The sequence below is a fragment of the Caballeronia sp. LZ033 genome, from assembly GCF_031451265.1.
In the GTDB taxonomy this organism is placed as follows: domain Bacteria; phylum Pseudomonadota; class Gammaproteobacteria; order Burkholderiales; family Burkholderiaceae; genus Caballeronia.
Map to the genome: position 1 here is coordinate 1,580,666 of NZ_JARUXQ010000001.1, position 25,341 is coordinate 1,606,006.

Consider the following 25,341-nt stretch of genomic DNA (forward strand, 5'->3'; position numbering starts at 1 on the left):
CCCCCCGCCCATCACACCCCCGCGGCGGGGCCCCCCCGCCCCGCCCCCCCCCACGGCGGTTTTGCCATGCGGCCCAAGCGACGGGCCGCGATGGAAGGGGATCAGAACTTGAGGCGCGAGATCTTCGTGCCTTGCAGCGACACGTCTGCCATCAGGCCGGCGTTCGTCAGCACGATGGCTTCGACCGGCTTGGTGGCCGTGGTGGTGTCGATCACGCCGTTCGCGCCCATCTTCACGAGTGCGACGGAGGCGTCCGCGCCTGCCGACCAGCCGTCCGAGTTGCGGAATTTGTCGAGCGCATCCTGCGTCATGAACAGGAAGATCAGCGCCTTCGACTGCGCGCCGGCCTGCAGGCCGAACGAGCCGGACGTCGTGCTGTAGTAGCCGACGCTGCTGCCGCCCACGCGCAGCGCACCCTTGCCGTACTGGGCGCCGACGATGAAACCTGCCTGCAGGACTTGCGGGAACACGAGAACGCCGCGCGCCTTCGCAACCAGCTCACGCGAGCCGCCGACGGTGGCATACAGGCGCTGGATGGTGGCATCGACATCGGAGTCGATGGAGCGGCGCGCGTCCGCCGCGCCTGCGGACTGTTCAGCGCCCGAGTTGGTGTTGGTCGTGCAGCCGGCAAGCGCAAGGCCTCCCAGCGCCAGAACAGCGGTGGACTTGAGCATGAAGTTTCGTCTTTGCATCATTGTTCTCCATCGTGAAATGTGGAAACCCCATAGAGCGGGAGGGTGAAGCACACAAGTTATAGCACGGCCGCAAACCGGCACGGTTCTCCGTGCACAGGCCGAAACCTTGTCGGACGCGGGTTTTCAGATTTTGCAAAATTGGGTTAAAGCTTTCCCGAAGGCCTCGCTCGCTCCGAATTCGCTTTCCTGTCCCCGTTCGAGCGTCGCAAATCACGCACATCGCCCGTCGTATCGCGACTGTAAGCTCGCGCTGGACGATGTTTCGACCAGCGGAATGCAAGGCGGAGCTTTCGCCCGAATGATGCCTTGCAAGCGAGCATTAATTTCGCGATGCCGCCGCGCGATGGTGCGACAAGACCGCATCAAGCAGTAGCAACGACCGTACCCGACCTGTATTCAGGAAGTAGTCGTCGTTTTTACTTTTGTGGAAGCAACGCTTGCTGGCGCTTCCGGGGAAGTGTCCGAAGGTTTTGCCGACGCGCCCGGCGGCCGCCGCAACGCGCGCCTGATGCCACCAATCAGCACTCCGAGGACAAGAAGAAAGGCTGCCGGAACGATCCAGTAGCCGACGAACGCATGCCAGAGATAGTCGGCCAGCGTGGCCTTGCGATGCGCGTACTCATCGAGCGCTTCCTGGTGCTTGCCGGCATTGGCGGCGAGGATGTCGGCGGGACAGCCGGCCGCGCGCGCCTCGTCGGGCACGCCGTGGCAGCGGGCCGCGGCGCCGGCCGCGCGCTGCGCGTCGGTCAGTTCCCAGGTGGAGAGGGCCTTTTGAAGATCGACGCTGTTGTAGGCCATCTCTTCGTGCACTTCATTGACCGCGACGATCAGCACCGGCACGAACCAGAACGTGATTGCCACGAGCCAGCGCCGGAACCAGCGGTTCTTGTGTCTCCATGCCATCCAAAGCCTCCATGCGGGGCTTGCGCTCCGCTCGAAACGGCGGCGGCCGATGGCTTCTGCTTGTATGGGTGAGGGGGCCGCCTCGCGCCATCTTATGAGAAAAAGACGACGGTGCGAATCACGAGCTTGGGTGCAGTGCAATAACGGCGCGTATCGAGCGTAAATAAGTGAGGCGCCGGCGGGAAGCGAAATGGCCGCGCAAGCCGCGCGGCTCAGAGAACGACATTGATTCGGTCAGCCCTTGTTGCTGAGACAGCTCTTCATGAACGTCTTGCGGTCGTCGCCTTTCTTGCCGGACGCCTGCTGGTTGCACGCGGTCATCTTCTGCTGCTGCGTCATCGGCGCGGAAGCGGCGGCGGGCGTGGCGGACAGACAGCTCTTCATGAAGGCCTTGCGGTCGTCGCCTTTCTTGTCGCCTGCCTGCTTGTTGCAGTCGCCCATCTTGGTCTGCTGGCTGTTCGCAGCGAAGGCCGCGTTGGCGCCGAAGGCAAGGCTCAGCGCGGCAAGGACGGCGGCGACGGCGGTGGTTCGAATAGTCATGAGATGCTCCCTGATCTGATTGACGGTTATTCTTCGACGACTCGTTCTCTGACACGGTGTCCAGCCCGCGCATTATGGCAAACCGAATTTGAACCGTGTATGGCATAAGGTGAAATCAGGAGACGCGCGCGGCGAACCGACGGGCATGCGGCTTGCCACCTTGCAGATGACTTTCATCAAGCGCAGCAAAGGCAATCAGTCGCAAAGTGTCCGATCTTGTTCAATCGCGGCGCACCTGAAAAACAGCCGACGTATGATCGTGCCGACCGCACTCATCCAGGAGACGAATCATGTCCACGCCGCTTTCCGACCATTACAAGGGCTTCGAGATCAAGGTGCAGGCTTTGCGCCGCGCGAAGGACCGTGATGAACCGGACGACGGCCCGCGTCACTTCGACATCGTGGTGACGATCGCGCGCAGCGCGCATGGCGACAGCGGGCGCTCGGTCATGTTCGGCGTGCCGGACCAGGAGCCGTTCGAGAGCCCGATCGATGCCACCCGCGCGGGCATCGACTACGCGCGCGACATCATCGACGACAAGGTCGAGGGCCAGTCGGTCAAGGATCTCTGAAGACGGGTCTCCGGCCTGACGCTTCACACAAGGCCGGCGCACTGGCGCGTCGGCGCGCGAACGCACGTTCTACACGTAAGCCCGATTGACCTCACGCGCCTCTGCAACGAGAATCGACGGCGAGCAAACGTTGCAACCGTCGCCGAGCGCGTTGAATCGGGCCTGTGCGTACATTCTCCTTTCACGTCCTGCGCGCGGTTCATGACGTCATGCTCGCGTTCGCTGCTGCGTTCGCCGCTTCACGCTCAAACCAGACAAACCAGAACAAAGCACTGGAGATCCGCATGAACCGAACCCTTCGCCGGCGTGTCCTGTCGGCTGCCGTCGCGCTCGCTGTCTGTTCCGTCCTGCCGTTTGCATCCACTTCAGCGTTCGCGCAGGCGGCGGCCAAGCCGAAGGTCGCGCTCGTCATGAAGTCGCTCGCCAACGAGTTCTTCCTGACCATGGAAAACGGCGCGAAGGACTATCAGGCCCACAACCCCGCCAAGTTCGATCTCATCACCAACGGCATCAAGGACGAGACCGACACCGCCGCGCAGATCCGCATCATCGAGCAGATGATCGTCTCCAAGGTCAACGCGATCGTCGTCGCGCCGGCGGATTCGAAGGCGCTCGTGCCGGTCATCAAGAAGGCGACGGATGCGGGCATCATCGTGGTCAACATCGACAACCGGCTCGACCCCGACGTGCTCAAGTCGAAGGACCTGAACGTGCCGTTCGTCGGCCCGGACAACCGCAAGGGCGCGCGCAAGGTCGGCGACTATCTGGCGCAACGCCTCAAGAAGGGCGATGAAGTGGCGATCATCGAAGGCGTGACCACCACGACGAACTCGCAGATGCGCAGCGCCGGCTTCAAGGACGCGATGGACGCGGGCGGCATGAAGATCGTCGCGCTGCAATCGGGCGAATGGGAAATCGACAAGGGCAATGCCGTCGCCGGGCAGATCCTGAATGCGAACCCCAACGTCAAGGCGCTGCTCGCCGACAACGACAACATGGCGATCGGCGCAGTCTCCGCGATCCGCGCGGCGGGCAAGGCCGGCAAGGTGCAGGTGGTGGGCTTCGACAACATCGGCGCGATCAAGCCGATGCTCAAGGACGGCCGCGTGCTCGCCACCGCCGACCAGTACGCGGCGAAGCAGGCGGTGTTCGGCATCGACGTCGCGCTGAAGGCGATCGCCGAGCACAAGAAGCAGTCGGAACTGTCGCAGGTGGTGGAGACGCCCGTCGATCTCGTGACGAAGTGACGCGATTTCGTCGGCGGCGAAACGGCTGCGGCAGCGCCGTTTCGCGTTCAGTCGGACTCAACATCGGCCTCAAGTTTGCCGCCGCGGTGCCGATATGTGTCAGGCGAACGTGCCGTCAGACTGCGCGCGGCGTGCCTGAGGAGCGACACGCGAACCGCGCGGAACGTCGAGCGAAGATGCACAGCGAAGCCTGGAAGCAGTCATGAGCCCATCCAACGACGCAAGCGGCATGAGCGGCACAAGCGACGCGAACGTGCTGACGGTGACGGGCATCGGCAAGACCTATGTCGAGCCGGTGCTGGCGGACGTGTCGCTGTCGCTCAACGCGGGCGAGGTGCTCGCGCTGACCGGCGAGAACGGTGCGGGCAAGAGCACGCTGTCGAAGATCATCGGCGGACTCACCGATCCGACCACCGGCACCATGACCCTCGCGGGCCAGCCCTACGCGCCGCGCAGCCGCTCCGACGCCGAAGCGCTCGGCGTGCGCATGGTGATGCAGGAGCTGAACCTGCTGCCCACTTTGTCGGTTGCCGAGAACCTGTTCCTGAACCGCTTGCCGCGCAAGGGCGGCTTCGGCTGGATCGACCGGCGCACGCTCGCGCAGGACGCGCGGCACGCGATGGCGCAGGTCGGGCTCGATGCCATCGATCCGGACACGCTGGTCGGGAGCCTGGGCATCGGTCATCAGCAGATGGTGGAGATCGCGCGCAATCTGATCGGCGATTGCCGCGTGCTGATCCTCGACGAACCCACCGCGATGCTTACCGCGCGCGAAGTCGATCTGCTGTTCGAGCAGGTCGAGCGGCTCAAGGCGCGCGGCGTCGCGCTCGTGTATATCTCGCACCGGCTGGAAGAATTGCGGCGCATTGCCGAGCGCGCCGCCGTGCTGCGCGACGGCCGTCTCGTGCACCTTGGCCCGATGGCCGAGCTGACCAGCGACCGGCTCGTCACGCTGATGGTCGGACGCGAGATCGGCGAGCGCATCGATCTGGGCGAGCGGCGCATCGGCGACGTCGCGCTGAAAGTGGAAGGCATGTCGCGCGGGACCGTGGTGCGCGACGTGTCGTTCCAAGTGCGCGCCGGCGAAATTTTCGGCGTGAGCGGTCTGATCGGCGCGGGGCGGACGGAACTGATGCGCCTCATCTACGGCGCGGATCGCGCGGACGCGGGCCAGGTGTCGGTGGCGCGGGCCGGGCAGCCGCTGCGGCGCGTGAACGTGCAGTCGCCGTCGGATGCGGTGAAGGCGGGCATCGCGCTGATCACGGAGGACCGCAAGGGCGAGGGGCTGCTGCTGAGCCTGCCCATCGCCGCGAACGTTTCACTGGGCAATCTCGGCGCGGTGGCGCGTCACGGCGTGGTCGACACGCGCCGGGAAGCGGCCCTCGCGCAACGCCAGATCGAGGCGATGCGCATCCGCACGTCGGGTCCGGCCCAGGCGGTGTCGGAGCTGTCGGGCGGCAATCAGCAGAAGGTCGTGATCGGCCGCTGGCTGGCGCGCGACTGCCCGGTGCTGCTGTTCGACGAACCGACCCGCGGCATCGACGTTGGCGCCAAGTTCGACATTTACGGCCTGATGGGTGCGCTGACGCGCGAAGGCCGGACGCTGGTCGTGGTGTCGAGCGACCTGCGCGAACTGATGCTGATCTGCGACCGGATCGGCGTGATGTCGGCGGGACGCATGACGGGCGTGTTCGAACGCGCGACCTGGTCGCAGGACGCGCTGCTGGCGGCGGCGTTCTCCGGCTACGCGCGGCGCGAGGCGCTGCTGCAGGAGCCGATCGCGCCCGACGCGAAGGCGCCCGAAGACAACGTGGAGCATTGAATGAGCGAAGCGAACCTTCCAGCCGATGCACCGAAGAGCACGAAAGGCGTCGGCACGCGGCTGGGGCTGTCGAATTACCTGGGTCTGGCGGGTGCGCTCGCCGCGATGATCGCGCTGTTTTCGGTGCTGAGTTCGCATTTCCTGACCTACGACACGTTCAGCACGATTGCCAACCAGATTCCGGATCTGGTCGTGATGTCGGTGGGCATGACCTTCGTGCTGATCATCGCGAGCATCGACCTTTCGGTGGGCTCGGTGCTGGCGTTGGGCGCGTCGGTGGTCAGCGTGGCCGCGCTCAAATGGCACTGGCCGGCGATTCCGGCTGCGCTGATCGGGCTCGCGGCCGCCGCGCTGACGGGCGCGGTGACCGGACTCGTGACCGTGGCATGGCGGATTCCGTCGTTCATCGTGTCGCTCGGCGTGCTGGAAGGCGCGCGCGGACTGGCCTATCAGATGACGAACTCGCGCACGGCGTACATTGGCGATGCGTTCGATTTCCTGTCGAATCCGATCGCCTTCGGCATCTCGCCGGCGTTCCTGATTGCGGTCGCCGTGATGATAATTGCGCATCTGGTCTTGACCCGGACGGTTTTTGGCCGATATCTCGTAGGGATAGGCACGAATGAAGAGGCCGTGCGGCTCGCCGGCGTCAATCCACGGCCTTACAAGGTGATCGTGTTCGCGCTGATGGGCGCCTTGTCGGGCCTGGCGGCGCTGTTCCAGATCTCGCGTCTGGAAGCCGCCGATCCGAACGCGGGCGCCGGTGTGGAACTGCAGGTGATCGCGGCGGTGGTGATCGGCGGCACGAGCCTGATGGGCGGGCGCGGCTCGGTCATCAGCACCTTTTTCGGCGTGTTGATCATCTCGGTGCTCGCGGCGGGACTGGCGCAAATCGGCGCGAACGAGCCGACCAAGCGCATTATTACGGGCGCGGTGATCGTGGTGGCGGTGGTGCTCGACACCTATCGCAGCCGCCGCAAGCGCGTTTGAAGCAAGGCAAAGGCAGGTAAAGTCAGGCAGCAGGACGGCGACGGCGCGCGCTCCGCACGGGGTGGAGAAGCGGCCCTGGCCGGAAACGGCAGCACCGGCGCGAGCAAACGTGCGCGTAGTCAGGCACGCGGCGCCGGCGAAGTGACGGAAAGCAGGCAGGGCGCGGGGAAGCAGTGCGGCGCAGGCAGCAGAAGCAGTCTTGGAAACAGCCGGCGCCGCCCGCCTTACGACCAATAAGAGAGCAGTTGGACCAAAGCAAAGCGAAGGACGATGTATGGCGACGATCAAAGACGTGGCAGCCATTGCCGGGGTGTCGTTCACGACGGTATCCCACGTAGTGAACAATTCACGGCCGGTTTCGGCCGACGTGCGGGCGAAGGTGGAGCGGGCGATCCGTGAGCTGGATTACGTGCCGTCGGCGGTGGCGCGCTCGCTGAAGGCGCGTTCGACGGCGACCATCGGCCTGCTCGTGCCAAACGCGACGAATCCGTATTTCGCGGAACTCGCGCGCGGCGTCGAGGACGGCTGCGCGAAGAACGGCTATTGCGTGTTCTTCTGCAATTCCGACGACGACCCCGCGAAGCAGCGCAGCTATCTGCGCGTCCTGCAGGAAAAGCGCATCGACGGCCTGGTGATCGCGTCGGCGGGCGAGGATTCGGTGCTGGCGCAATGTCTGGCGGGCGCGCGCGAGCCGCTCGTGATCGTCGATCGCAACATCGAGGGGGTGCAGGCGGACCTCGTCCAGATCGATCACGAAAAAGGCGCGTATATCGCGACCCGGCATCTGCTGCAGCTCGGGCATTCGGAAATCGGCTGCATTACCGGGCCCGTGCAGACCGCCGTGTCCGCCATGCGCCTGCACGGCTTCATCCGCGCGATGGCCGAACGCGGCATCGAAATCGAGCCGCACGCCATCCAGCAGAGCGACTTTTCGGCGACCGGCGGTTATGCTGCCGCATCGCAGTTGTTCGACCGCATGAAGCCGACCGCGATCTTCGCGTGCAACGACATGATGGGCATCGGCGCGCTGCGGGCGGCGGCCGAACGTCACATCAACGTGCCGACGGACTGCTCGATCATCGGCTTCGACGATGTCGAGCTGTCGCGCTATACGTACCCGGCGCTGTCGACGGTCGGGCAATCGGTCCGCGCGCTCGGCGAGATGGCCGCGCAGACGCTGATCGAACGCATCACGGGCAAGCTCACCGGTACGACGCGCCGCCGCGTGGTGCCGCCGCGCCTGGTGCGCCGCGAATCGACGGCCGTGGTGCCGGAATCGCGCAGCGTCCGGGCCTGATCCAGCCGGCCACGCCGGTCAACCAGGGAAGCATGATGGGCGAAAGCGCCAAAGCAGGCGATACGAACAAGACCGGGCGCGTGACCGTGGTCGGCAGTCTCAACATGGATCTCGTGGCGCGCGCGCCGCGTCTGCCGAAGCCCGGCGAGACGCTCGCCGGCCACGCGTTCGCGCAGGTGGCTGGCGGCAAGGGCGGCAATCAGGCGGTCGCCGCGGCGCGCCTGGGTGCGCAGGTCGCGATGATCGGCTGCGTCGGCGATGATCCGAACGGCGCGATCCTGAAACAGAGCCTCGAGGCGGAAGGCATCGATTGCAGCGCGCTCGCGACGAGCGCCGAGGCATCGACGGGCGTGGCGCTGATCGTCGTCGACGATGCCAGCCAGAACGCCATCGTCATCGTGGCCGGCAGCAATGCGCTCGTGACGCCGGCGAGCATCGAGGCGCAGGAGCAGCTGATCGCCGGGGCGGACCTGATCGTGTGCCAGCTCGAAACGCCGCTTGAGACCGTGCGCGCCGCGCTGGCCGCCGGCCGTCGTCTTGGCCGCACGACCATCCTCAATCCGGCGCCCGCCGCCCGCAAGCTGCCGCCCGACTGGTTTCCGCTGATCGACTATCTGATTCCGAACGAACACGAGGCCGCCACGCTCTCGGGCGTCGCGGTCAACTCGCCGGAAGACGCGCGCCGCGCCGCCCAGACGCTGAAGGCGAAGGGCGCGCGCAACGTGATCGTGACGCTCGGTTCGGAAGGCGTGCTCGCGCTGCTGGACGGCGAGGACGAAGCGGGTGTCCATCTCGCTTCGCCGCGCGTCGAGGCGATCGACACCACCGCCGCCGGCGATACCTTCATCGGCGGTTTTGCAGCCGAACTGGCGCGCGGCACAGCGGTGCGCGACGCGATCGCCTTCGGTCAGCGCGCCGCGGCGATTGCGGTAACGCGCGAGGGCGCGCAGCCATCGATACCACATCGCAGCGAAATTTCCGCATAATTCTTCAGTATTCGCTGAAAAATGGCGCGTTTGACGCGCCATTTTGTTTTTTGACGAAACAATCTCCTAAAGTGGTCGCGCGTTGACGCCGTTTACGTCTGGAACGGTCAAGAGGGCGCGCATCGGCCGCGCGCGCTTCCCGGGCGCAGCGGCCACCCCGCACGCACCCGCCGTCAAGCGGCCGGGCAAACCGCTCTCGAGCGGCACGGGGATCACTCAATGAAACAGGGTTTGACGATCAAGGCGCGCCTCGGCATCGCGATGGCGTTTCTGGGCGCTTTGCTGATCGCGATCGGCGCGCTGGGGCTCATCGGCATGAGCCACTCGAACGGCGCGTTCCTCGCCACCTACTCGGTGCAGATGCCTGCCGCTATCGCCGTCGGCAACGCGGAAATGTACGCGGCGCGCGAACGTCTCGTGTTCGACCGCGCCGCGCTGCTCGCAGGCACACCGGAAGTGGCGTCCACCGTCGAACGATCGCGCCTGATGCGCGACCGTGCCGACGCCTACTGGAAGCAATACACCTCGCTGCCGCTCTCACCGGGAGAAAAGCGTCTCGCCGACGCCGCGCAGGACAAGCGTCTGGCGCTGCAAGGCATCGTCGATCGCGGCGTGGCGGCCGTCATGGCGAACGATCACGACGCCATCATCGCCAGCGCCAAGGCGATGCAGGCCACCTACAACGAACTCGCCACAGCCAACGAAGCCCTGCGCGCATTCCTCACCGAATCCTCGAAGCTGAGTTACGAAGCCGCGCAGAACCGCTTCCTGTGGTTCCGCGCGCTGAGCCTGAGCGCGCTTGCGCTCGGCGTCGCGGCGGCCGGGTTCGCGTGGGTATCGCTGCGACGCGCGATCGCGCGGCCGCTGGAAGCCGCGCTCGGCCATTTCGACGCCATCGCCGCCGGCGATTTGCGGCGCGAGGTCGTCGTGACGTCGCGCGATGAAATGGGCCAGTTGCTCGAAGGGCTCGCCAGAATGCGCGCCAGCCTGCTCGACACGGTGCGCAGCGTGCGCTCGGGCAGCGAGTCGATCGCCTCCGCCACGCAGCAAATCGCGGCGGGCAATACGGATCTGTCCTCGCGCACCGAGGAACAGGCGTCCGCGCTGCAGGAAACCGCGTCCAGCATGGAAGAGCTCACCGGAACGGTACGCCAGAACGCCGACAACGCACGCCAGGCAAGCGCGCTCGCGGCGAACGCGTCGGCGATCGCGGGCAAGGGCAGCGCGGTCGTGACCCAGGTGGTCGACACGATGCGCGAGATCAACGGCAGCTCGTCGAAGATCGCGGACATCATCACGATCATCGAAGGCATCGCGTTCCAGACCAACATCCTGGCCCTGAACGCTGCGGTCGAAGCGGCGCGCGCCGGCGAGGAAGGCCGCGGCTTCGCGGTGGTCGCGGGCGAGGTTCGCAATCTGGCGCAGCGCTCGTCGGCGGCCGCGAAGGAAATCAAGGAACTCATCGACACCTCCGTCGCGCGGGTCGAGACCGGCTCCGCGCTCGTCGACGAAGCCGGCCGCACGATGGCCGAGATCAGCGGCGCGGTGCAGCGCGTGACCGACATCATGGGCGAGATCGCGGCGGCGTCGCAGGAGCAGTCGAGCGGGATCGAGCAGGTGTCGCGCGCGGTTACCCAGATGGACGAGGTGACGCAGCAGAATGCCGCGCTCGTCGAGGAAGCGGCGGCCGCGGCGCAGTCGCTGGAAGATCAGGCCGCGCGCCTGCGACAGGCCGTGGCGGTCTTTCAGTTGGCGGAAGGCGCGCCGCTTGCTGCTCATCCGACGTTTGCCGCGCCGCGCACCAGGATGGTGACGCCGCCCGTGTCGAAGCCTGCGGCGAAGTCCGTACCGATGGCAGCCCCGGTGCGCAAGGCAAAGATCACGGCCGATACGGCCGGCGACTGGGAGACGTTCTGACGTTCCGACCTTGGCCGGAGCCGGCGCCTCGGGACATCGCGTCACGCGCCAGCCATGTCGAACCGGTAACCCGTACACTGGTGAGCATGCGTGACCGCCCATAACGAGGATACCGACATGACCGGATCGACACTCGCTGCGAAGCTTGCGGAAGCCCGCCGCCGGCATCGGCTGATCGAGGTGCTGGAGCCCGCCGACATTCCCGCCGACGCGCCCACCGCCTATGCCATCCAGCACGAGATGCTGCGCGAGACGGAAGCACGCATCGGCGCCTGGAAGATCGGCGCGCGTGCGCCGGACGCGCTCGCCAACGGCGCGCCCATCGACGCCGCGCTGGTCCACGCCTCGCCGGCCCGGCTGCCGTTCGAGTCGTTCTTCCGCGTGCTGGTCGAACTCGAGATCGCATTTCGCTTCGCCTATTCGCTGCCGGCACGCAGCGAACCCTATACGCGTGAGGAAGTCATGGCGGCCATCGGCGGGATCGCAGTGGCGCTCGAAGTCGTCGACAGCCGCTTCACGCAGTGGCCCAATCTCGACCCGCTCGCGCAGCTCGCCGATTCGCAGAACAACGGCGCGCTCGTGGTCTCGGCAATGGAGCCTTACGACGTCATCGCACCCGGCTTCGACTTTCTTGCACCGCGCATCGAACTCACGCTCGACGGCATGTCGATTGCGCCCGCGGCACTTGGCAATCCGGCGGGCGATCCGCGCGAACTGCTGCTCTGGCTCGTCAACCATTGCTCGCGCATGGGTTTGACGGTCGAGCCGTTCTGGACCATCACGACGGGCTCGTACACGGGCGCCTATCGCGTCGATGGACCGGCGATGCTGCATGGCTCGATCGACCGCATCGGCGAGCTCGAACTGGTGCTCGCATGAAGCGCTTCAACATCGGGCAATCACCCTGCAAGCGGAACGGTTATCGCGAACATTGCAGGTTTTGCATCCGCGCGCAGCGACGCTGCGTAGGTGATGGGAGATGCGTAGGACACGGCTGAAAAAGGATGGCGGAGAAGCGCGGTGACGATGTACGAAAGAGCGCGGGGAAGCGAACAGGCAGGGGGCATGTCGAGCAAGAGGATAGGCACATGCGCGACATTGGGATGATGATTGTAGGTGAACGAAAATGACTCACCAAGCTAGGAATTCTGCGAAGCAAATGAACAACGCAAGTGCGTGAAAAAAAATTCGAAAGGGTTTAGGATGATTTCAAGCGATGTCGTTTCGATTACGCGCGTTGCGCACGGCATAGCTTTCTGACTTCGGCGAGGAGGTAGCATGGATATCTACAGCAGTTTCGCGACCCGCTTCGAAAAAACACGCGAGGAGGAGTTCTCGCTCGAAGAATATCTCGCGCTCTGCAAAGATGATCCTGCCACATATGCAACAGCGGGCGAACGCATGTTGACGGCCATCGGGGAACCGGAAATGGTCGACACTCGCCTCGACCCGCGTTTATCGCGTGTGTTTGCAAACAAGGTCATCAAGGTGTACCCGGCGTTCCGCGAGTTCTACGGAATGGAAGAAGTGATCGAGAACGTCGTGTCGTATTTCCGGCACGCGGCCCAGGGTCTGGAAGAGAAGAAGCAGATCCTGTATCTGCTGGGTCCGGTGGGCGGCGGCAAGTCGTCAATCGCCGAACGACTGAAGCAGCTCATGGAACGGGTCCCGTTCTATTCCATCAAGGGTTCGCCCGTCAATGAATCGCCGCTGGGCCTGTTCGACTACGACGAAGACGGCCCGGTGCTCGAAGAGCAATACGGCATCCCGCGCCGCTACCTGAAGAGCATCCTGTCGCCGTGGGCCGTCAAGCGCCTGCACGAGTACAACGGCGACATCCGCAAGTTCCGCGTGGTGCGCCGCTATCCGTCCATCCTTCGCCAAATCGGCATCGCCAAGACCGAGCCGGGCGATGAAAACAATCAGGACATCTCGTCGCTCGTCGGCAAGGTGGATATCCGCAAGCTCGAGACCTATTCGCAGGACGACGCCGACGCATACAGCTATTCGGGCGGCCTGTGCCTCGCCAATCAGGGCCTGCTCGAATTCGTCGAAATGTTCAAGGCGCCGATCAAGGTGCTGCACCCGCTGCTGACCGCCACCCAGGAAGGCAACTTCAAGGGCACGGAAGGCTTCGGTGCGATCCCGTTCGACGGCGTCATCCTCGCTCACTCGAACGAGTCGGAGTGGAAGGCGTTCCGCAACAACAAGAACAACGAAGCACTGCTCGACCGGATCTTCGTCGTCAAGGTGCCGTACTGCCTGCGCTACGGCGAAGAGATCAAGATCTACGAGAAGCTGCTGCGCAATTCGTCCCTCGCCGAGGCGGTCTGCGCACCGGGCACGCTCAAGATGATGTCGCAGATGGCCGTGCTCACGCGTCTGCACGAGCCGGAGAATTCGAGCCTGTTCTCGAAGATGCAGGTCTATGACGGCGAGAACCTGAAGGACACGGATCCGAAGGCGAAGTCGTATCAGGAGTATCGCGACTATGCGGGCGTCGACGAAGGCATGACCGGCGTCTCCACCCGGTTCGCGTTCAAGATCCTGTCGCGCGTCTTCAACTTCGATTCGTCCGAGGTCGCGGCCAATCCGGTGCACCTGATGTACGTGCTGGAGCAGCAGATCGAACGCGAGCAGTTCCCGCCGGAAACGGAGCAGAAGTACCTGTCGTTCATCAAGGACGTGCTGGCGTCACGCTACGCCGAGTTCATCGGCAAGGAGATTCAGACTGCTTATCTCGAATCGTATTCGGAGTATGGACAGAACATCTTCGACCGCTATGTGACCTATGCCGACTTCTGGATCCAGGACCAGGAGTTCCGCGATCACGACACCGGCGAGAGCTTCGACCGCGCGGCGCTGAATGCCGAACTGGAGAAGATCGAAAAGCCGGCGGGCATCAGCAACCCGAAGGACTTCCGCAACGAAATCGTGAACTTCGTCCTGCGCGCGCGTGCGGCGAATGGCGGCAAGAATCCCGCGTGGATCAGCTACGAGAAACTGCGCGTCGTGATCGAGAAGAAGATGTTCTCCAACACGGAGGAACTGCTGCCGGTCATCTCGTTCAATGCGAAAGGCTCGGCCGAAGAGCAGCGCAAGCACGAGGACTTCGTCAATCGCATGGTCGCCAAGGGTTACACGCCGAAGCAGGTGCGCCTCTTGTGCGACTGGTATCTGCGCGTGCGCAAGTCGTCATGATGTAAGGCAGGAAGGCGCGCGCCAGTCAGGTTGACGGGGGCGCGCCGATTGGCCGGAACGGGCGCCTGCGTCCGCTTCCGGTCCCGCGCAGCGCGGGAGTTATGATGTCACTGGCCGTACGGGCGTGAAGCTTGCGCCGGCCGCTCAGTGGACAGTTTGCGAGTCAGAGACGCTGCGACCGTTGGAAGGCTCACGCAGCGCCTCGCCATCTCGCCCATTACGCGGGAGACTGGATGTGCTGCACCAAATCATCGACCGCAGGTTAGCCGGCAAGAACAAGAGCATCGCCAATCGCGAGCGCTTTCTGCGACGTGTCAAGAGTTACATTCGCCGCGCGGTATCCGACGCGGTGCGCGATCGCAGTATCAAAGACATTCAAAGCACCCAGAGCATCACCATTCCCAAGAAGGACATCTCCGAGCCGTCGTTCCGTCATGGACCGGGCGGCAAGCGCGAGTACGTCCATCCGGGCAACGCCGACTACATTCGCGGCGACAAGATTCCCCGTCCGCCGGGCGGCGCGGGCGGTGGCGGCAAGAGCGCCAGCAACGAGGGCGAAGGGCAGGACGACTTCGTTTTCGAGCTCTCGCGCGAAGAGTTCATGCAGTACTTCTTCGACGATCTCGAACTCCCGCGCCTCGTCAAGACCCAGTTGCTCGCCGTGCCCACCTGGAAAAACGTGCGCGCGGGCTGGGCGGCGGAAGGCACGCCGAACAACATCGACGTGGTGCGCTCGCTGCGCAGCGCGCTGGGCCGTCGCATCGCGCTCGGCTTTCCGCTCTCGGCGCAGTTGCGCGAGATGGAGCGCCAGCTGGAGCAACTGAAGGAAGAGAAGGGCGACAAGGAAGAGATCGCGCGGCTCGAAGCGGAGATCGTGATCCTGCAGGGCCGGATCACGCGCATTCCGTTCATCGATCCCTTCGATCTGCGCTACATCAACCGCGTGAAGCAGCCGACGCCGTCGAGCAAGGCCGTCATGTTCTGCCTGATGGACGTGTCCGGCTCGATGGACGAGCAGCGCAAGGACCTGTCGAAGCGCTTCTTCATCCTGCTGTATCTGTTCCTGCAGCGGAACTACGAGAAGATCGAGGTCGTGTTCATCCGGCACCATACGCGCGCCGAGGAAGTGGACGAGGACACCTTCTTCCATTCCACCGAAAGCGGCGGCACCGTGGTGTCGAGTGCGCTCGAACTCATGAAGAAGATCATGGACGAACGCTATTCGCCGTCCGAATGGAACATCTACGGGGCGCAGGCCTCCGACGGCGACAACTGGACCGACGACTCGCCGAAGTGCCGCAAGCTGCTGGCCGAAGACATCCTGCCGAAGGTACGGTATTTTGCCTATATTCAAGTTGCGCCAGAGGAGCAGAATCTCTGGCTGGAATATGCCCAGCTCGCGCTCGGAGCGCCCGAACTGGCCATGAAGAAGGTGGACTCGGCCGCGGATATCTACCCGGTGTTCCGCGAACTGTTCGAGAAGCAGCAGGCCGCGGCGTAAGCCGCGGCAGCACGCGAATCGAGTCGCGCGGTTCGGCGGGAAGGCACGGACGATCGTGTTGCGATCGTGTCGTTTTCCGGCCGGACCCAGCGCCTGGCAACGCAACGCGTCCGCGGCGACGCACGAGGAAAGCAGGATGAATGTTGCAGAGAAACGGCGGCCGCTGCCGTGCCCGTCTGACTGGAGCGTCGAGCTGATCGAGGAATACGACGCCGAAATCTCCCGCGTCGCCAATCGCTACGGGCTCGACACCTATCCCATCCAGCTGGAAATCATCAGCTCCGAGCAGATGATGGACGCGTATGCGTCCGTCGGCATGCCGGTGAACTATCGGCACTGGTCGTTCGGCAAGCACTTTCTCTCGACCGAGAAAGGCTATCGGCGCGGGCAGATGGGCCTCGCGTACGAAATCGTCATCAATTCGAATCCCTGCATCGCGTATCTCATGGAAGAAAACACCATGACGATGCAGGCGCTCGTGATCGCGCATGCCGCCTACGGGCACAACTCCTTCTTCAAGGGCAATTACCTGTTCCGTCTGTGGACGGACGCGCACGCAATCATCGACTACCTCGTGTACGCGAAGAATTACATCGCGGAATGCGAGGAACGTTTCGGGCTGGACCGGGTGGAAGAACTGCTGGATTCATGTCATGCGCTGATGAACTACGGCGTGGACCGCTACAAGCGTCCGCAGAAGCTTTCGCTGGCGAAGGAAGCCGCGATGCGGCGCGAGCGCGAGGCGTATTTGCAATCGCAGGTCAACGAACTCTGGCGCACGCTGCCGAAAGGTAAAGAACCGACCGCCGAGGAAAGCGAGAGCCGTTATCCGCCCGAGCCGCAGGAAAACCTGCTCTACTTCGCGGAGAAAAACGCACCGCTGCTGGAGCCGTGGGAGCGGGAAGTGATCCGCATCGTTCGCAAGGTGGGGCAGTATTTTTATCCGCAGCGGCAGACGCAGGTCATGAACGAGGGCTGGGCGACGTTCTGGCACTACACGCTGCTCAACACGCTCTACAACGAAGGCCGTCTCGAGGACGGCTTCATGATGGAGTTCCTGCATTCGCATTCGAACGTGGTGTATCAGCCGCCGGTGACGAAGCCTTATTACAGCGGCATCAATCCGTACGCACTGGGTTTTTCGATGATGAGCGACATTCGCCGCATCTGCGAAAACCCCACCGACGAAGACCGCGAGTGGTTCCCGGAACTGGCCGGCAGCGACTGGCTGGAATCGCTGCACTACGCGATGCGCAATTTCAAGGACGAGAGCTTTATCGCGCAGTATCTGTCGCCGCATCTGATTCGCGAAATGCGTCTGTTCGCGATTCTCGATGACGACATGCGCGATGCGCTCGAAGTGTCCGCCATTCACGATGGCAGCGGCTATCGTTATGTGCGGCAGGCGCTGTCGAGGCAGTACGACATTCACCACCGCGAGCCGAACATCCAGGTGTATTCGGTGAATACGCGCGGCGACCGGAGTCTGACGCTGCGGCATTTCATGACCGATAACCGCCATCTGTCCAACGACAGCGACGAAGTGCTCAAGCACATGGCGCGCTTGTGGCAATTCGACGTGTATCTGGAAAGCGTCGATGAGAACGGGACGGTGAGGAAGCGGTTCGAGTGCCGGTATGTGGCGCCGGAGGGGCGCTGAGAAAGGGTGGTGGCACGATCTCGATGACAGCCGGCCTTACTTGGGTAAGGCCGGTTTTTTATTTGGGAGTTGCGGAAAACCTCTTTTCAGTGAAATTCGGAAAAAACGGATAAACACAGCCAGCCACCGCAGCGACAATCTGCGCATATCGGCCCGGGATGATTCAAGACGATCCGGTTCAGTGTGAGAACTCAACTTGCCGCAAGCAGGACTGCCTCACCGCCAAGGCCGCTGAAAGCGAGTCGAAGCTGGCCAACGCCGAGCGTGATGCTGCCCGGGCTCTGTCGCGATGGGATGAAGACGATCGCTACATTCGAACCGCTCAGGAGAATCTCGCGCGGGCAAACCGCGCCTTCAGGCAATATCGCACGGCACAATGCGGGCTGATCGCGTCCCTCAGCGGCGGCGCAGCCGGCAACGCTCACGACATCGGGCAACTGTCATGCGTGGCGTCCCTCAACACCGCACGCGCCGATGACCTTCGCCACACAATCTCCCGACTGCCGCTGAGCTAATCGGTGCCTACGCCCCCGCCTCATCCTGCGAGAACAGATCCCAGGCGGCCATGAACAGCGCCGCGACCAGCGGCCCGATGACAAAGCCATTGATCCCGAACAACGCCATCCCGCCCAGCGTGGAAATGAGCACGACCCAGTCGGGCATCTTGGTGTCCTTGCCGACCAGGATCGGCCGCAGCACGTTGTCCACGAGCCCGATCACGACGACGCAGAACACCACGAGGATCAATCCCTTGACGACCTGTCCGGTCATGAAGAAATAAATCGCCGCCGGCGCCCACACGATTGCCGCGCCGACCGCCGGCAACAGCGAGAGAAACGCCATCAGCACGCCCCACAGCAGCGAGCCGCTGATGCCCAGGATCCAGAAGATCAGCCCACCCAGCAAACCCTGCACCGCCGCCACGGCGATATTGCCTTTCACGGTCGCGCGCACAACCGTTGTGAACTTGGCGATCAGATGCTGCTTCGGCTCGGCATCGAGCGGAATGGCGCGACGGATGCGCCGGGCGATCTCACCGCCGTCGCGCAGCAGGAAGAACACCAGGTACAGCATCACGCCGAAGCTCACGACGAACTGGAACGTGTTCTGCCCGATCGACAGCGCCTGTGCCGCCGCGAACTGGCTGATCTGGGTCGCGCCTTCCATGAGCTTGCGCTGCACGCCGACGATATCGTCCAGCCCGAAGCGCCCGAGCAGTTGCTGCGCCGACACCGGCAGTGCATGCAGCACATGCTGGAAGTACAGCCCGAAATTGAGATCGCCGCTCTTGATGCGCCCATAGACCAGCGCGATTTCCTGCACCAGCGTCACCATCACGACCGCCAGTGGAATGATCACGATCAGAATGGCGGCGGCGAGCGTCGTGAGCGCGGCGAGGTTGCGCCGCTTGCCGAAGCGGGCGGCGAGATAGCGCTGCATGGGCTGGAACAGGATCGCGAGAATCGCCCCCCAGAAAATGGCGCCGAAAAACGGCAACAACACCCAGGCGAGCGCCACCGTGACGAAGAACAGCAGGATGTGGAAGAAGTTCTGGTGAGTCGTGTGATTGTTCATTCGCGAGCGTGTGACCGAAGGGCAGGGCGATTGTGCCAAAAGGCATGCGGTAAGCAAGAAACGGGCCACACTGCGTTGCGGCTGGTTTGCTTCTGGTTGCGCTGATTCGAGCGCCAGAACCGCCAATCGTTCGGAATGATTTACTAAATCCGGCAAATGCTGCTGGAGCGCAAGCTTGCTTGTCGACTAAAATCCGGCTTCCAATCCTTGCGGATCGCTTTCCGTCCGACGGCAAGCCGACAGAACCGCTCGCTCCGCTTCCGCGCAACGCATCGAATCATGAATCCAGGCGTCATCTACGCATTCTCGGCCTTCGCCATCTGGGGGCTGTTTCCGATCTACTTCAAGGCGCTGCATTCCATTGGCGCGGTCGAGATGCTGGCGCACCGGATGACGTGGTCGATGCTCTTCCTGCTGGTCGTGATGACCCTGCGCCGTCAATGGCGATGGCTGGGTCCGGTGCTGCGCGACAGGCGCCTGCTGGCGCGCTTCGCCGCCAGCGCCGTATTGCTGTCGGCGAACTGGGGCATTTATATCTGGGCGGTCAATGACGGCCGCATCGTGCAAGCGAGCCTCGGCTACTTCATCAATCCGCTCGTCAACGTGCTGTTCGGCATGGCCTTCCTGCATGAGCGGCTGCGGCCCGTGCAGTGGGTCGCCGTGACCGTCGCCGCGCTGGGCGTCGTGTGGCTCACCTGGGTGAACGGCGCGCCGCCGTGGATCAGCCTCGCGCTGGCGCTGACCTTCGGCGGCTATGGGCTGCTGCGCAAGACCGCTTCGCTCGGCGCGCTGGAGGGCTTGACGCTCGAAACCATGCTGCTCTGCCCCGTGGCGCTGTTGTATTTGTTCTTTCTGAACACGCATGGCGGCAGCGGCTTCGGGCAGGCATCGACCGGCGTGAAGCTTCTGCTTGCCGCGGCGGGCCCGGTCACCGCCGTGCCCTTGTTGCTGTTCGCGGCCGGCGCGCGGCGCATTCCGCTGTCGATGCTCGGCCTCATCCAGTACATCACGCCGACGCTGCAATTGCTGATCGGCGTCGCCATCTATCAGGAGTTTTTCGGCCGCGACCAGCTGATCGGCTATGGCGCGATCTGGGCCGCGCTCGCGTTGTACTCGCTGGAAGGCTTCTACCGGGCGCGCGCAGCCCGCCTGTGAACGCGCGCCGCGTGCGCTTCAGCGCAATGCATCGCCATAGCGATACTCGGCCGTCGCTTCATCGAGTCTGGCCTTGATGTCCGAATCGATAGGCTGATCGACGGCGGCAAGCGTTTCGGTCAGTTGCTCGGGCCGGCTCGCGCCGATGATCGCCGACGTCACCGCCGGATTCGCCAGCACCCACGCGAGCGCCGTGCTCGCGAGCGAGCGTCCGGTCGGTGCGACGATTCCGTTGATCGTCTCGATCGTGTGAAATTCGCGCTCGTGCCAGTAACGCTGCGTGTACATGGCGCCGGCCTTGCCGACGGTGTCGCTGAAACGACCTTCGCCCGGCCCGGCGCCAAAACTGTGCTTGCCGGTCAGCAGACCGCCCGCGAGCGGGTTGTACGGAATCACGGCCAGACCTTCCTCCGTCGCGAGCGGCAGCAGTTCCCGCTCGATCTGGCGAAACAGCAGGTTATAGCGCGGCTGCACCGACACGAATCGCGCGCGCCGCCCGACATCCGCGCGCCCCAGCGCACGCGCCAGCCGATAAGCCAGAAAATTCGACACCCCGATATAGCGCGCCTTGCCTTGCCGCACGATGGTGTCGAGCGCTTCGAGCATTTCGTCGAGCGGGGTATCGCGGTCGTCGTTGTGCAGCTGGTAAAGATCGACGTAATCGGTGTTCAGGCGCTTGAGCGACGCGTCGATGGCATCGAGCAGATGCTTGCGCGACGCGCCCTGTTGCCACGCGCGCGGCCCCATCTCGTGAACCGCCTTGGTGGCGAGGATGAAGTCGTCACGCCGTCCCTTCAGCCAGCGTCCGACGATCTCCTCGGTGCGGCCGGCGAGATCGTGGCTGCTGCCGAGCGGATAGACATTCGCCGTGTCGATGACATTGACGCCCGCCTCGGCGGCGCAGTCCATGATGCTGCGCGACACGTCCTCGCCGGTCTGGAGGCCGAAGGTCATCGTGCCGAGCGTAAGACGCGAGACGGTGAGCCCGGTGTTGCCGAATTTGCCATATTGCACGGTGATGCTCCCGAAAATGGATGATCCGATCAGACCGACAGCTTAGCCCGTCCGACGCTCAGGCATTGCGGGCGCCGGCGCGGGGGGAAGGCGTCGCGGGCGGCGTGCCGCGCGGCGCCGCTTCGAGGCGGCGGAACACGAGGCACGACAGCAGCGTGACCATGCCCATGCACGCGAAACTCAGACGGAACCCGGTCGAGGTGGAGAACGGTCCCTGGAACACCTGCACGAGCGAGCCGCCGATCGACACGCCCAGGCCGATCGCCAGCATCTGCACCATCGAGAACAGGCTGTTGCCGCTGCCCGCGTCCTTGCTCGACAGGCCCTTGAGCGTGACGCTGTTCATCGCGGCGAACTGCATCGAATTGCATGCGCCGAACAGCGCGAGAATCGCGATTTCGACGGCGAGCGGCAGGGAAGGCGAGAACAGCGCGCACGCCATGATGGACGCGCCGACGAGCGCCGTGTTGACGAGCAGGAAGGTGTCGTAGCCGTAGCGCTTCACGAGCCCAGGGATCCAGCGTTTGCTGATGGTGCCGGCAATCGCGATGGGCAGCATCATCAGGCCCGAGTGCAGCGGACTGTAGCCGAGTTCGAGCTGCATCAGCAGCGGCAGCAGGAACGGCACGGCAGCGGAACCGATCCGGCAGACCAGGTTGCCCACCAGCCCGACGCTGAAGTTGCGCTCGCTGAACAGCCCGAGATGAAACAGCGGGTTGCGCTTGCGCCGTGCATATGGGATATACGCCAGCGCCGACACGACCGAGAGCGCGAACAGGGCCGCCGAGACGGCGCCGCGATGCGTATCGACAGGAGAATCCAGCGCCAGCGAGAACGACACCATGCACAGCGACAGCAATCCGCAGCCGACGAAGTCGAACGGCGGCACGTCGTGAACTGCGTCGTTCGGCAGAAAGCGCTGCACGGCGTAAATGCCGAGCGCGCCGATCGGCACGTTGATGAGGAAGATCCAGTGCCACGAGAAGGATTCGACGAACCAGCCGCCGAGCGTCGGGCCGAGAATCGGGCCGATCTGGCCGGCGACGGAAATCATCGCGAGCGCGGAGACGTAGGCTTCCCCCGACACCGCGCGCAGCACGGCCAGGCGGCCGATGGGCAGCAGCATCGACCCGCCGATTCCCTGCAGCACGCGCGCCAGGACCAGTTGATTGAGGGTGTGCGCGCTCGCGCAGGTGAGCGAGCCGATCACAAACAGCGCAATCGATACCGAATAGACCAGACGGGTGCCAAAGCGGTCCGCGAGCCAGCCGGAGGCGGGCGTCAGGAGCGCCATCGTCAGCGTATAGGCGACGACGATCGCCTGCATCGCGAGCGGCGCGGCATGAAGACTGCGGGCGATCGACGGCAGCGCCGTGTTCACGATGGTCGTGTCGAGCGTCTGCATGAAGAAGCCCACGGCGACGATCCATAAAAGCGCCGTGTGCGAAGACTGTCTGGTCATGTGGGGAGATGAGGCTGAAACGGCGCGTCATCGAAAGGGCGGCGAAAGGCCGCTTCCTGCGCGCACTGTGACATGTTAGTGAATCGGGGCGTCATCGGGAAGCCCGCTGGCCGCATTGACTGCAATCGGATTTGGCGATCACAATGGCGCATGCTCAATCCGGTCTGGCTGACAACTTTCGCGACAGTGGCCGCGTCGCACAGCTTCACCGACGCCGGGCGGCAACTCGGGCTGCGGCAGTCGAGCGTCTCGGAGCACATCCGGCGTCTGGAGGAAAGTGTCGGACGCCGGCTGTTCGTGCGGGACACGCATTCGCTGGCGCTCACCGCCGACGGCGAAGCCATGCTGATCCACGCCCGCGTCATCCTCGAGGCGATGGCGCACGCGCAGTCGCAGTTCAGTTCGCCGCGGCTGCGCGGGCGGGTGCGGCTGGGTTCATCGGACGATCTGGCGCTCGGGCCGCTGCCCAGCGTGCTCGCCGCATTCCGGGATACGCATCCTGATGTCGAGCTGGAAATCACCATCGGCATGACGGGCAGGCTCTATCAAATGGTCGATGCCGGAGAACTGGATCTCGCGGTCGGCAAGCGGCGCCTCGGCGACCCGCGCGGCACGCGGCTGTTTTCCGGGCGCCTGGAATGGCTTGCGAAGACCGGCACGGTCGTGGACACGAGCCAGCCGCTGCCGCTGATCCTGGTGGCGGAACCGAGCGTCACGCGCGGACTTGTGCTCGACACGCTCGCCATGACGGGCGCGAGCTGGCAGATGGTCTGCACCAGCAGCAGTCACGCGGGATGCATTGCGGCTGCGCGCGGCGGGCTCGGACTGACCGTCCGCTCGCACTTTCTGGCGGCGCGCGGTCTGGCGCCGCCGGTGAACCGCACGGAGTTGCCCGTTTTGCCGGAAGTGGAATTCATCGTGTTCGGCTCGAAACATCCGAGCCGTCCGGCCGAAACCTTGCTACAGCTTCTGCAGGACAGCGACCTGCGCGGGAAATGGGATGGCGAATGAGCAGATGACCAGCACAAGGCAACGGCAAGTGGGTGATGCCCTTGTCACGACCCGCCGTCCCGGATGGCCGGCGACAATTTGTTCTTATATAGTGTGCGGCGTTTGACGTAGCCCTCCACGACGTGTTCCGCCTTATACGCTCTCTTTGTTCCGCTCCGTGGCGCCTGCGCGCCTGCCTCGCGACGATCATGCTCGCGGCCTTCGGTCACGCGCATGCCGCGGCCTATGTGACGAAGCATTGCGATGATCTCGAGGGCAAGCACGTCCCTGCATCCATCATCGGTCTGCCGACGCGCGGCGCGACCATCGTGTCGGCGTGGGTCGTGAAGGCGGCGGCGCCGGGCAACCGCAACGGCGAATACTGCCGCATCACCGGTTTCATCAAGGCGCTGCAGGACACGACACCGGACATCCGCTTCGAAGTGAACCTGCCGAGCCGCTGGAATGGCCGCGCATTGCAGATGGGCGGCGGCGGCTACAACGGGACCATTGTGTCCGGCACCGAGCCGATGCCGTTCGCGCCCGATTCCACGCCTCTGGCGCGCGGCTATGCGACCTTCGGCTCGGACTCGGGGCACGTGGGCAACTCGGGGCGCGCGGACTTCGCAATCAACGATGAGGCGATCGTCAATTTCGGCTTCGGGCATCTGAAGAAAACCCGCGACGTGGCGCTCGCACTGATCCAGATGGGCTATGGCCGCACACCGGAAAAAACCTATTTCGCGGGAGGCTCGACGGGCGGCCGCGAAGGCTTCACGGTGATCGAGCGCTTCCCGAACGACTATGACGGCGTCATCGCCAACGCGCCCGCGATCAACTTCTCGGGCGTGCGGCTGATGGGCGTGAAGGTCGGACAATCGTCGTATGCGAAGCCTGGTGGTTTCGTCGGACTGGCGCAGCAGCGGCGCGTGTTCGAGACCGTCGTACACGAATGCGACAAGCTCGACGGCGCCGCGGATGGCATCGTCAGCAATGTCGAGGCATGCAGGAAACTGGAGCCGCAGATCATTGCGTCATTGCGCTGCACGAACGGGCAGCGTCCGTCCCTGCGCGACAGCTGTCTGTCCGATGCGCAGATCGACACGCTCGAAACCTTGCGCGACGGACTCACGCTGCCCTATGCGCTGGCCTATAACGTGGTCCGGTATCCCGGCTACAACGTGTTCCAGGGCGTCGATTTCACGAGCGCGCTCGGCCTCGGCGATTCGCCTACGTTGCTCAGTCCGCCGACCTTCGCCGCGAACGGCTACCTGTTCGCGCAAGGCGATGCCTATATCCGTTACTTCGTCACGCGCGATCTGTCCTTCAGCGGGCTTGCGTTCGATCTCGACAATCCGGGCCGCTTCAAGCAGCGTCTGACGACGCTCGCCTACACGGTCGGCGCGATGAATCCGGACTTCTCCGCGTTCATCGCGCACGGCGGCAAGCTGATTGCGATGCACGGCCTTTCTGACGAAGTCATCAGCCCGAACCAGACCATCGCGTTCTATCGCGACCTGATCGAGCATTATGGCCGCGATACCGTCGAATCCTTCATGCGGCTCTACATGGTCCCGGGCTTTCAGCACGGCAATGGCGTGTTCATTCCGGCATGGGACGAACTCGGCGCGCTGGACGAATGGGTGAGCAACGGAGTCGCGCCGGAGACGCTCGTCGGCAGCGACATCGCGCCGGCCACCAATGGCCGGACGCGCCCGATATGCCGTTATCCGAACTATCCGCGTTACATGGGGAAGGGCAGCATCAACAGCGCGGCGAGCTTCCGTTGCGTCGAGCCTTGAAGGGCTCAGGCG

General features: G+C 64.1%; 21 protein-coding genes. 15 read left to right on the forward strand and 6 right to left on the reverse strand.

What is annotated here, in order from left to right; all coding sequences use genetic code 11:
* Positions 1–101: 101 nt before the first annotated feature.
* The 3 genes from QCE62_RS07420 to QCE62_RS07430 form a co-directional block, all read right to left on the reverse strand.
* The gene (locus tag QCE62_RS07420) at positions 102–692 is read right to left on the reverse strand and encodes a YSC84-related protein (RefSeq protein WP_309811509.1); all 591 of its coding nucleotides are present in this window, start codon (positions 690–692) and stop codon (positions 102–104) included.
* A gap of 399 nt (positions 693–1,091) precedes the next feature.
* Positions 1,092–1,598 (reverse strand): hypothetical protein, encoded by a 507-nt coding sequence (locus QCE62_RS07425; protein ID WP_309919691.1) that lies wholly within the window; start codon positions 1,596–1,598, stop codon positions 1,092–1,094.
* Between the two features lie 234 nt (positions 1,599–1,832).
* Positions 1,833–2,138, reverse strand: a complete 306-nt coding sequence (locus QCE62_RS07430) for a PsiF family protein (protein ID WP_309916079.1) — start codon at positions 2,136–2,138, stop codon at positions 1,833–1,835.
* A gap of 290 nt (positions 2,139–2,428) precedes the next feature.
* Here QCE62_RS07430 and QCE62_RS07435 point away from each other — a divergent pair, with 290 nt between their 5' ends.
* From QCE62_RS07435 to QCE62_RS07490, 12 genes are all read left to right on the forward strand, one after another.
* Complete coding sequence (locus tag QCE62_RS07435) at positions 2,429–2,710, forward strand: hypothetical protein (protein WP_309808268.1); 282 nt, start codon at positions 2,429–2,431, stop codon at positions 2,708–2,710.
* A 284-nt stretch (positions 2,711–2,994) separates the two neighbouring features.
* Complete coding sequence (locus QCE62_RS07440; protein WP_309916082.1) at positions 2,995–3,957, forward strand: sugar ABC transporter substrate-binding protein; 963 nt, start codon at positions 2,995–2,997, stop codon at positions 3,955–3,957.
* Between the two features lie 229 nt (positions 3,958–4,186).
* The gene (locus QCE62_RS07445) at positions 4,187–5,779 is read left to right on the forward strand and encodes a sugar ABC transporter ATP-binding protein (RefSeq protein ID WP_309919696.1); all 1,593 of its coding nucleotides are present in this window, start codon (positions 4,187–4,189) and stop codon (positions 5,777–5,779) included.
* Positions 5,780–6,769, forward strand: coding sequence for an ABC transporter permease (locus QCE62_RS07450; protein WP_309808271.1), 990 nt, complete (start codon positions 5,780–5,782; stop codon positions 6,767–6,769). It begins immediately after the preceding gene.
* Positions 6,770–7,043: 274 nt separating this feature from the next.
* Entirely contained in the window at positions 7,044–8,066 is a 1,023-nt protein-coding gene (locus QCE62_RS07455; RefSeq protein WP_309901097.1) for a LacI family DNA-binding transcriptional regulator, read from the forward strand.
* 35 nt (positions 8,067–8,101) lie between these two features.
* Positions 8,102–9,052: a ribokinase gene (rbsK, locus tag QCE62_RS07460; protein WP_309919700.1), complete on the forward strand. Its 951-nt coding sequence runs from the start codon at positions 8,102–8,104 to the stop codon at positions 9,050–9,052.
* A gap of 219 nt (positions 9,053–9,271) precedes the next feature.
* Positions 9,272–10,969 (forward strand): methyl-accepting chemotaxis protein, encoded by a 1,698-nt coding sequence (locus QCE62_RS07465; protein WP_309916085.1) that lies wholly within the window; start codon positions 9,272–9,274, stop codon positions 10,967–10,969.
* A 117-nt stretch (positions 10,970–11,086) separates the two neighbouring features.
* Positions 11,087–11,848 (forward strand): fumarylacetoacetate hydrolase family protein, encoded by a 762-nt coding sequence (locus tag QCE62_RS07470; protein ID WP_309916089.1) that lies wholly within the window; start codon positions 11,087–11,089, stop codon positions 11,846–11,848.
* 399 nt (positions 11,849–12,247) lie between these two features.
* Positions 12,248–14,170 carry a PrkA family serine protein kinase gene (locus QCE62_RS07475; RefSeq protein ID WP_309808274.1) on the forward strand — a complete coding sequence of 641 codons (1,923 nt, stop codon included), beginning with the start codon at positions 12,248–12,250 and terminating at the stop codon, positions 14,168–14,170.
* 235 nt (positions 14,171–14,405) lie between these two features.
* On the forward strand, positions 14,406–15,671 hold the full coding sequence (locus QCE62_RS07480; RefSeq protein ID WP_309808276.1) for a YeaH/YhbH family protein: 1,266 nt from the start codon (positions 14,406–14,408) through the stop codon (positions 15,669–15,671).
* A 136-nt stretch (positions 15,672–15,807) separates the two neighbouring features.
* The gene (locus tag QCE62_RS07485) at positions 15,808–17,331 is read left to right on the forward strand and encodes a SpoVR family protein (protein ID WP_309916091.1); all 1,524 of its coding nucleotides are present in this window, start codon (positions 15,808–15,810) and stop codon (positions 17,329–17,331) included.
* Between the two features lie 158 nt (positions 17,332–17,489).
* Complete coding sequence (locus QCE62_RS07490) at positions 17,490–17,846, forward strand: lysozyme inhibitor LprI family protein (RefSeq protein ID WP_309916094.1); 357 nt, start codon at positions 17,490–17,492, stop codon at positions 17,844–17,846.
* 7 nt (positions 17,847–17,853) lie between these two features.
* Here the strand turns inward: QCE62_RS07490 and QCE62_RS07495 are convergent, their stop codons facing one another.
* On the reverse strand, positions 17,854–18,906 hold the full coding sequence (locus QCE62_RS07495) for an AI-2E family transporter (protein ID WP_309916097.1): 1,053 nt from the start codon (positions 18,904–18,906) through the stop codon (positions 17,854–17,856).
* Positions 18,907–19,185: 279 nt separating this feature from the next.
* On the opposite strand from QCE62_RS07495, the gene rarD reads away from it, so the two are divergent.
* Positions 19,186–20,061: an EamA family transporter RarD gene (gene rarD, locus QCE62_RS07500; RefSeq protein ID WP_309916102.1), complete on the forward strand. Its 876-nt coding sequence runs from the start codon at positions 19,186–19,188 to the stop codon at positions 20,059–20,061.
* 18 nt (positions 20,062–20,079) lie between these two features.
* Here the strand turns inward: rarD and QCE62_RS07505 are convergent, their stop codons facing one another.
* Together QCE62_RS07505 and QCE62_RS07510 are read right to left on the reverse strand one after the other, a co-directional pair.
* Positions 20,080–21,075 carry an aldo/keto reductase gene (locus QCE62_RS07505; protein ID WP_309916105.1) on the reverse strand — a complete coding sequence of 332 codons (996 nt, stop codon included), beginning with the start codon at positions 21,073–21,075 and terminating at the stop codon, positions 20,080–20,082.
* Between the two features lie 58 nt (positions 21,076–21,133).
* Complete coding sequence (locus QCE62_RS07510) at positions 21,134–22,537, reverse strand: DHA2 family efflux MFS transporter permease subunit (RefSeq protein ID WP_309916108.1); 1,404 nt, start codon at positions 22,535–22,537, stop codon at positions 21,134–21,136.
* 150 nt (positions 22,538–22,687) lie between these two features.
* Between QCE62_RS07510 and QCE62_RS07515 the strand changes: the two genes are divergently transcribed.
* Both QCE62_RS07515 and QCE62_RS07520 read left to right on the forward strand, forming a co-directional pair.
* Positions 22,688–23,548, forward strand: a complete 861-nt coding sequence (locus QCE62_RS07515; RefSeq protein ID WP_309808284.1) for a LysR family transcriptional regulator — start codon at positions 22,688–22,690, stop codon at positions 23,546–23,548.
* 188 nt (positions 23,549–23,736) lie between these two features.
* Positions 23,737–25,329 carry a tannase/feruloyl esterase family alpha/beta hydrolase gene (locus QCE62_RS07520; RefSeq protein WP_404987303.1) on the forward strand — a complete coding sequence of 531 codons (1,593 nt, stop codon included), beginning with the start codon at positions 23,737–23,739 and terminating at the stop codon, positions 25,327–25,329.
* The last annotated feature ends 12 nt before the right edge of the window (positions 25,330–25,341 follow it).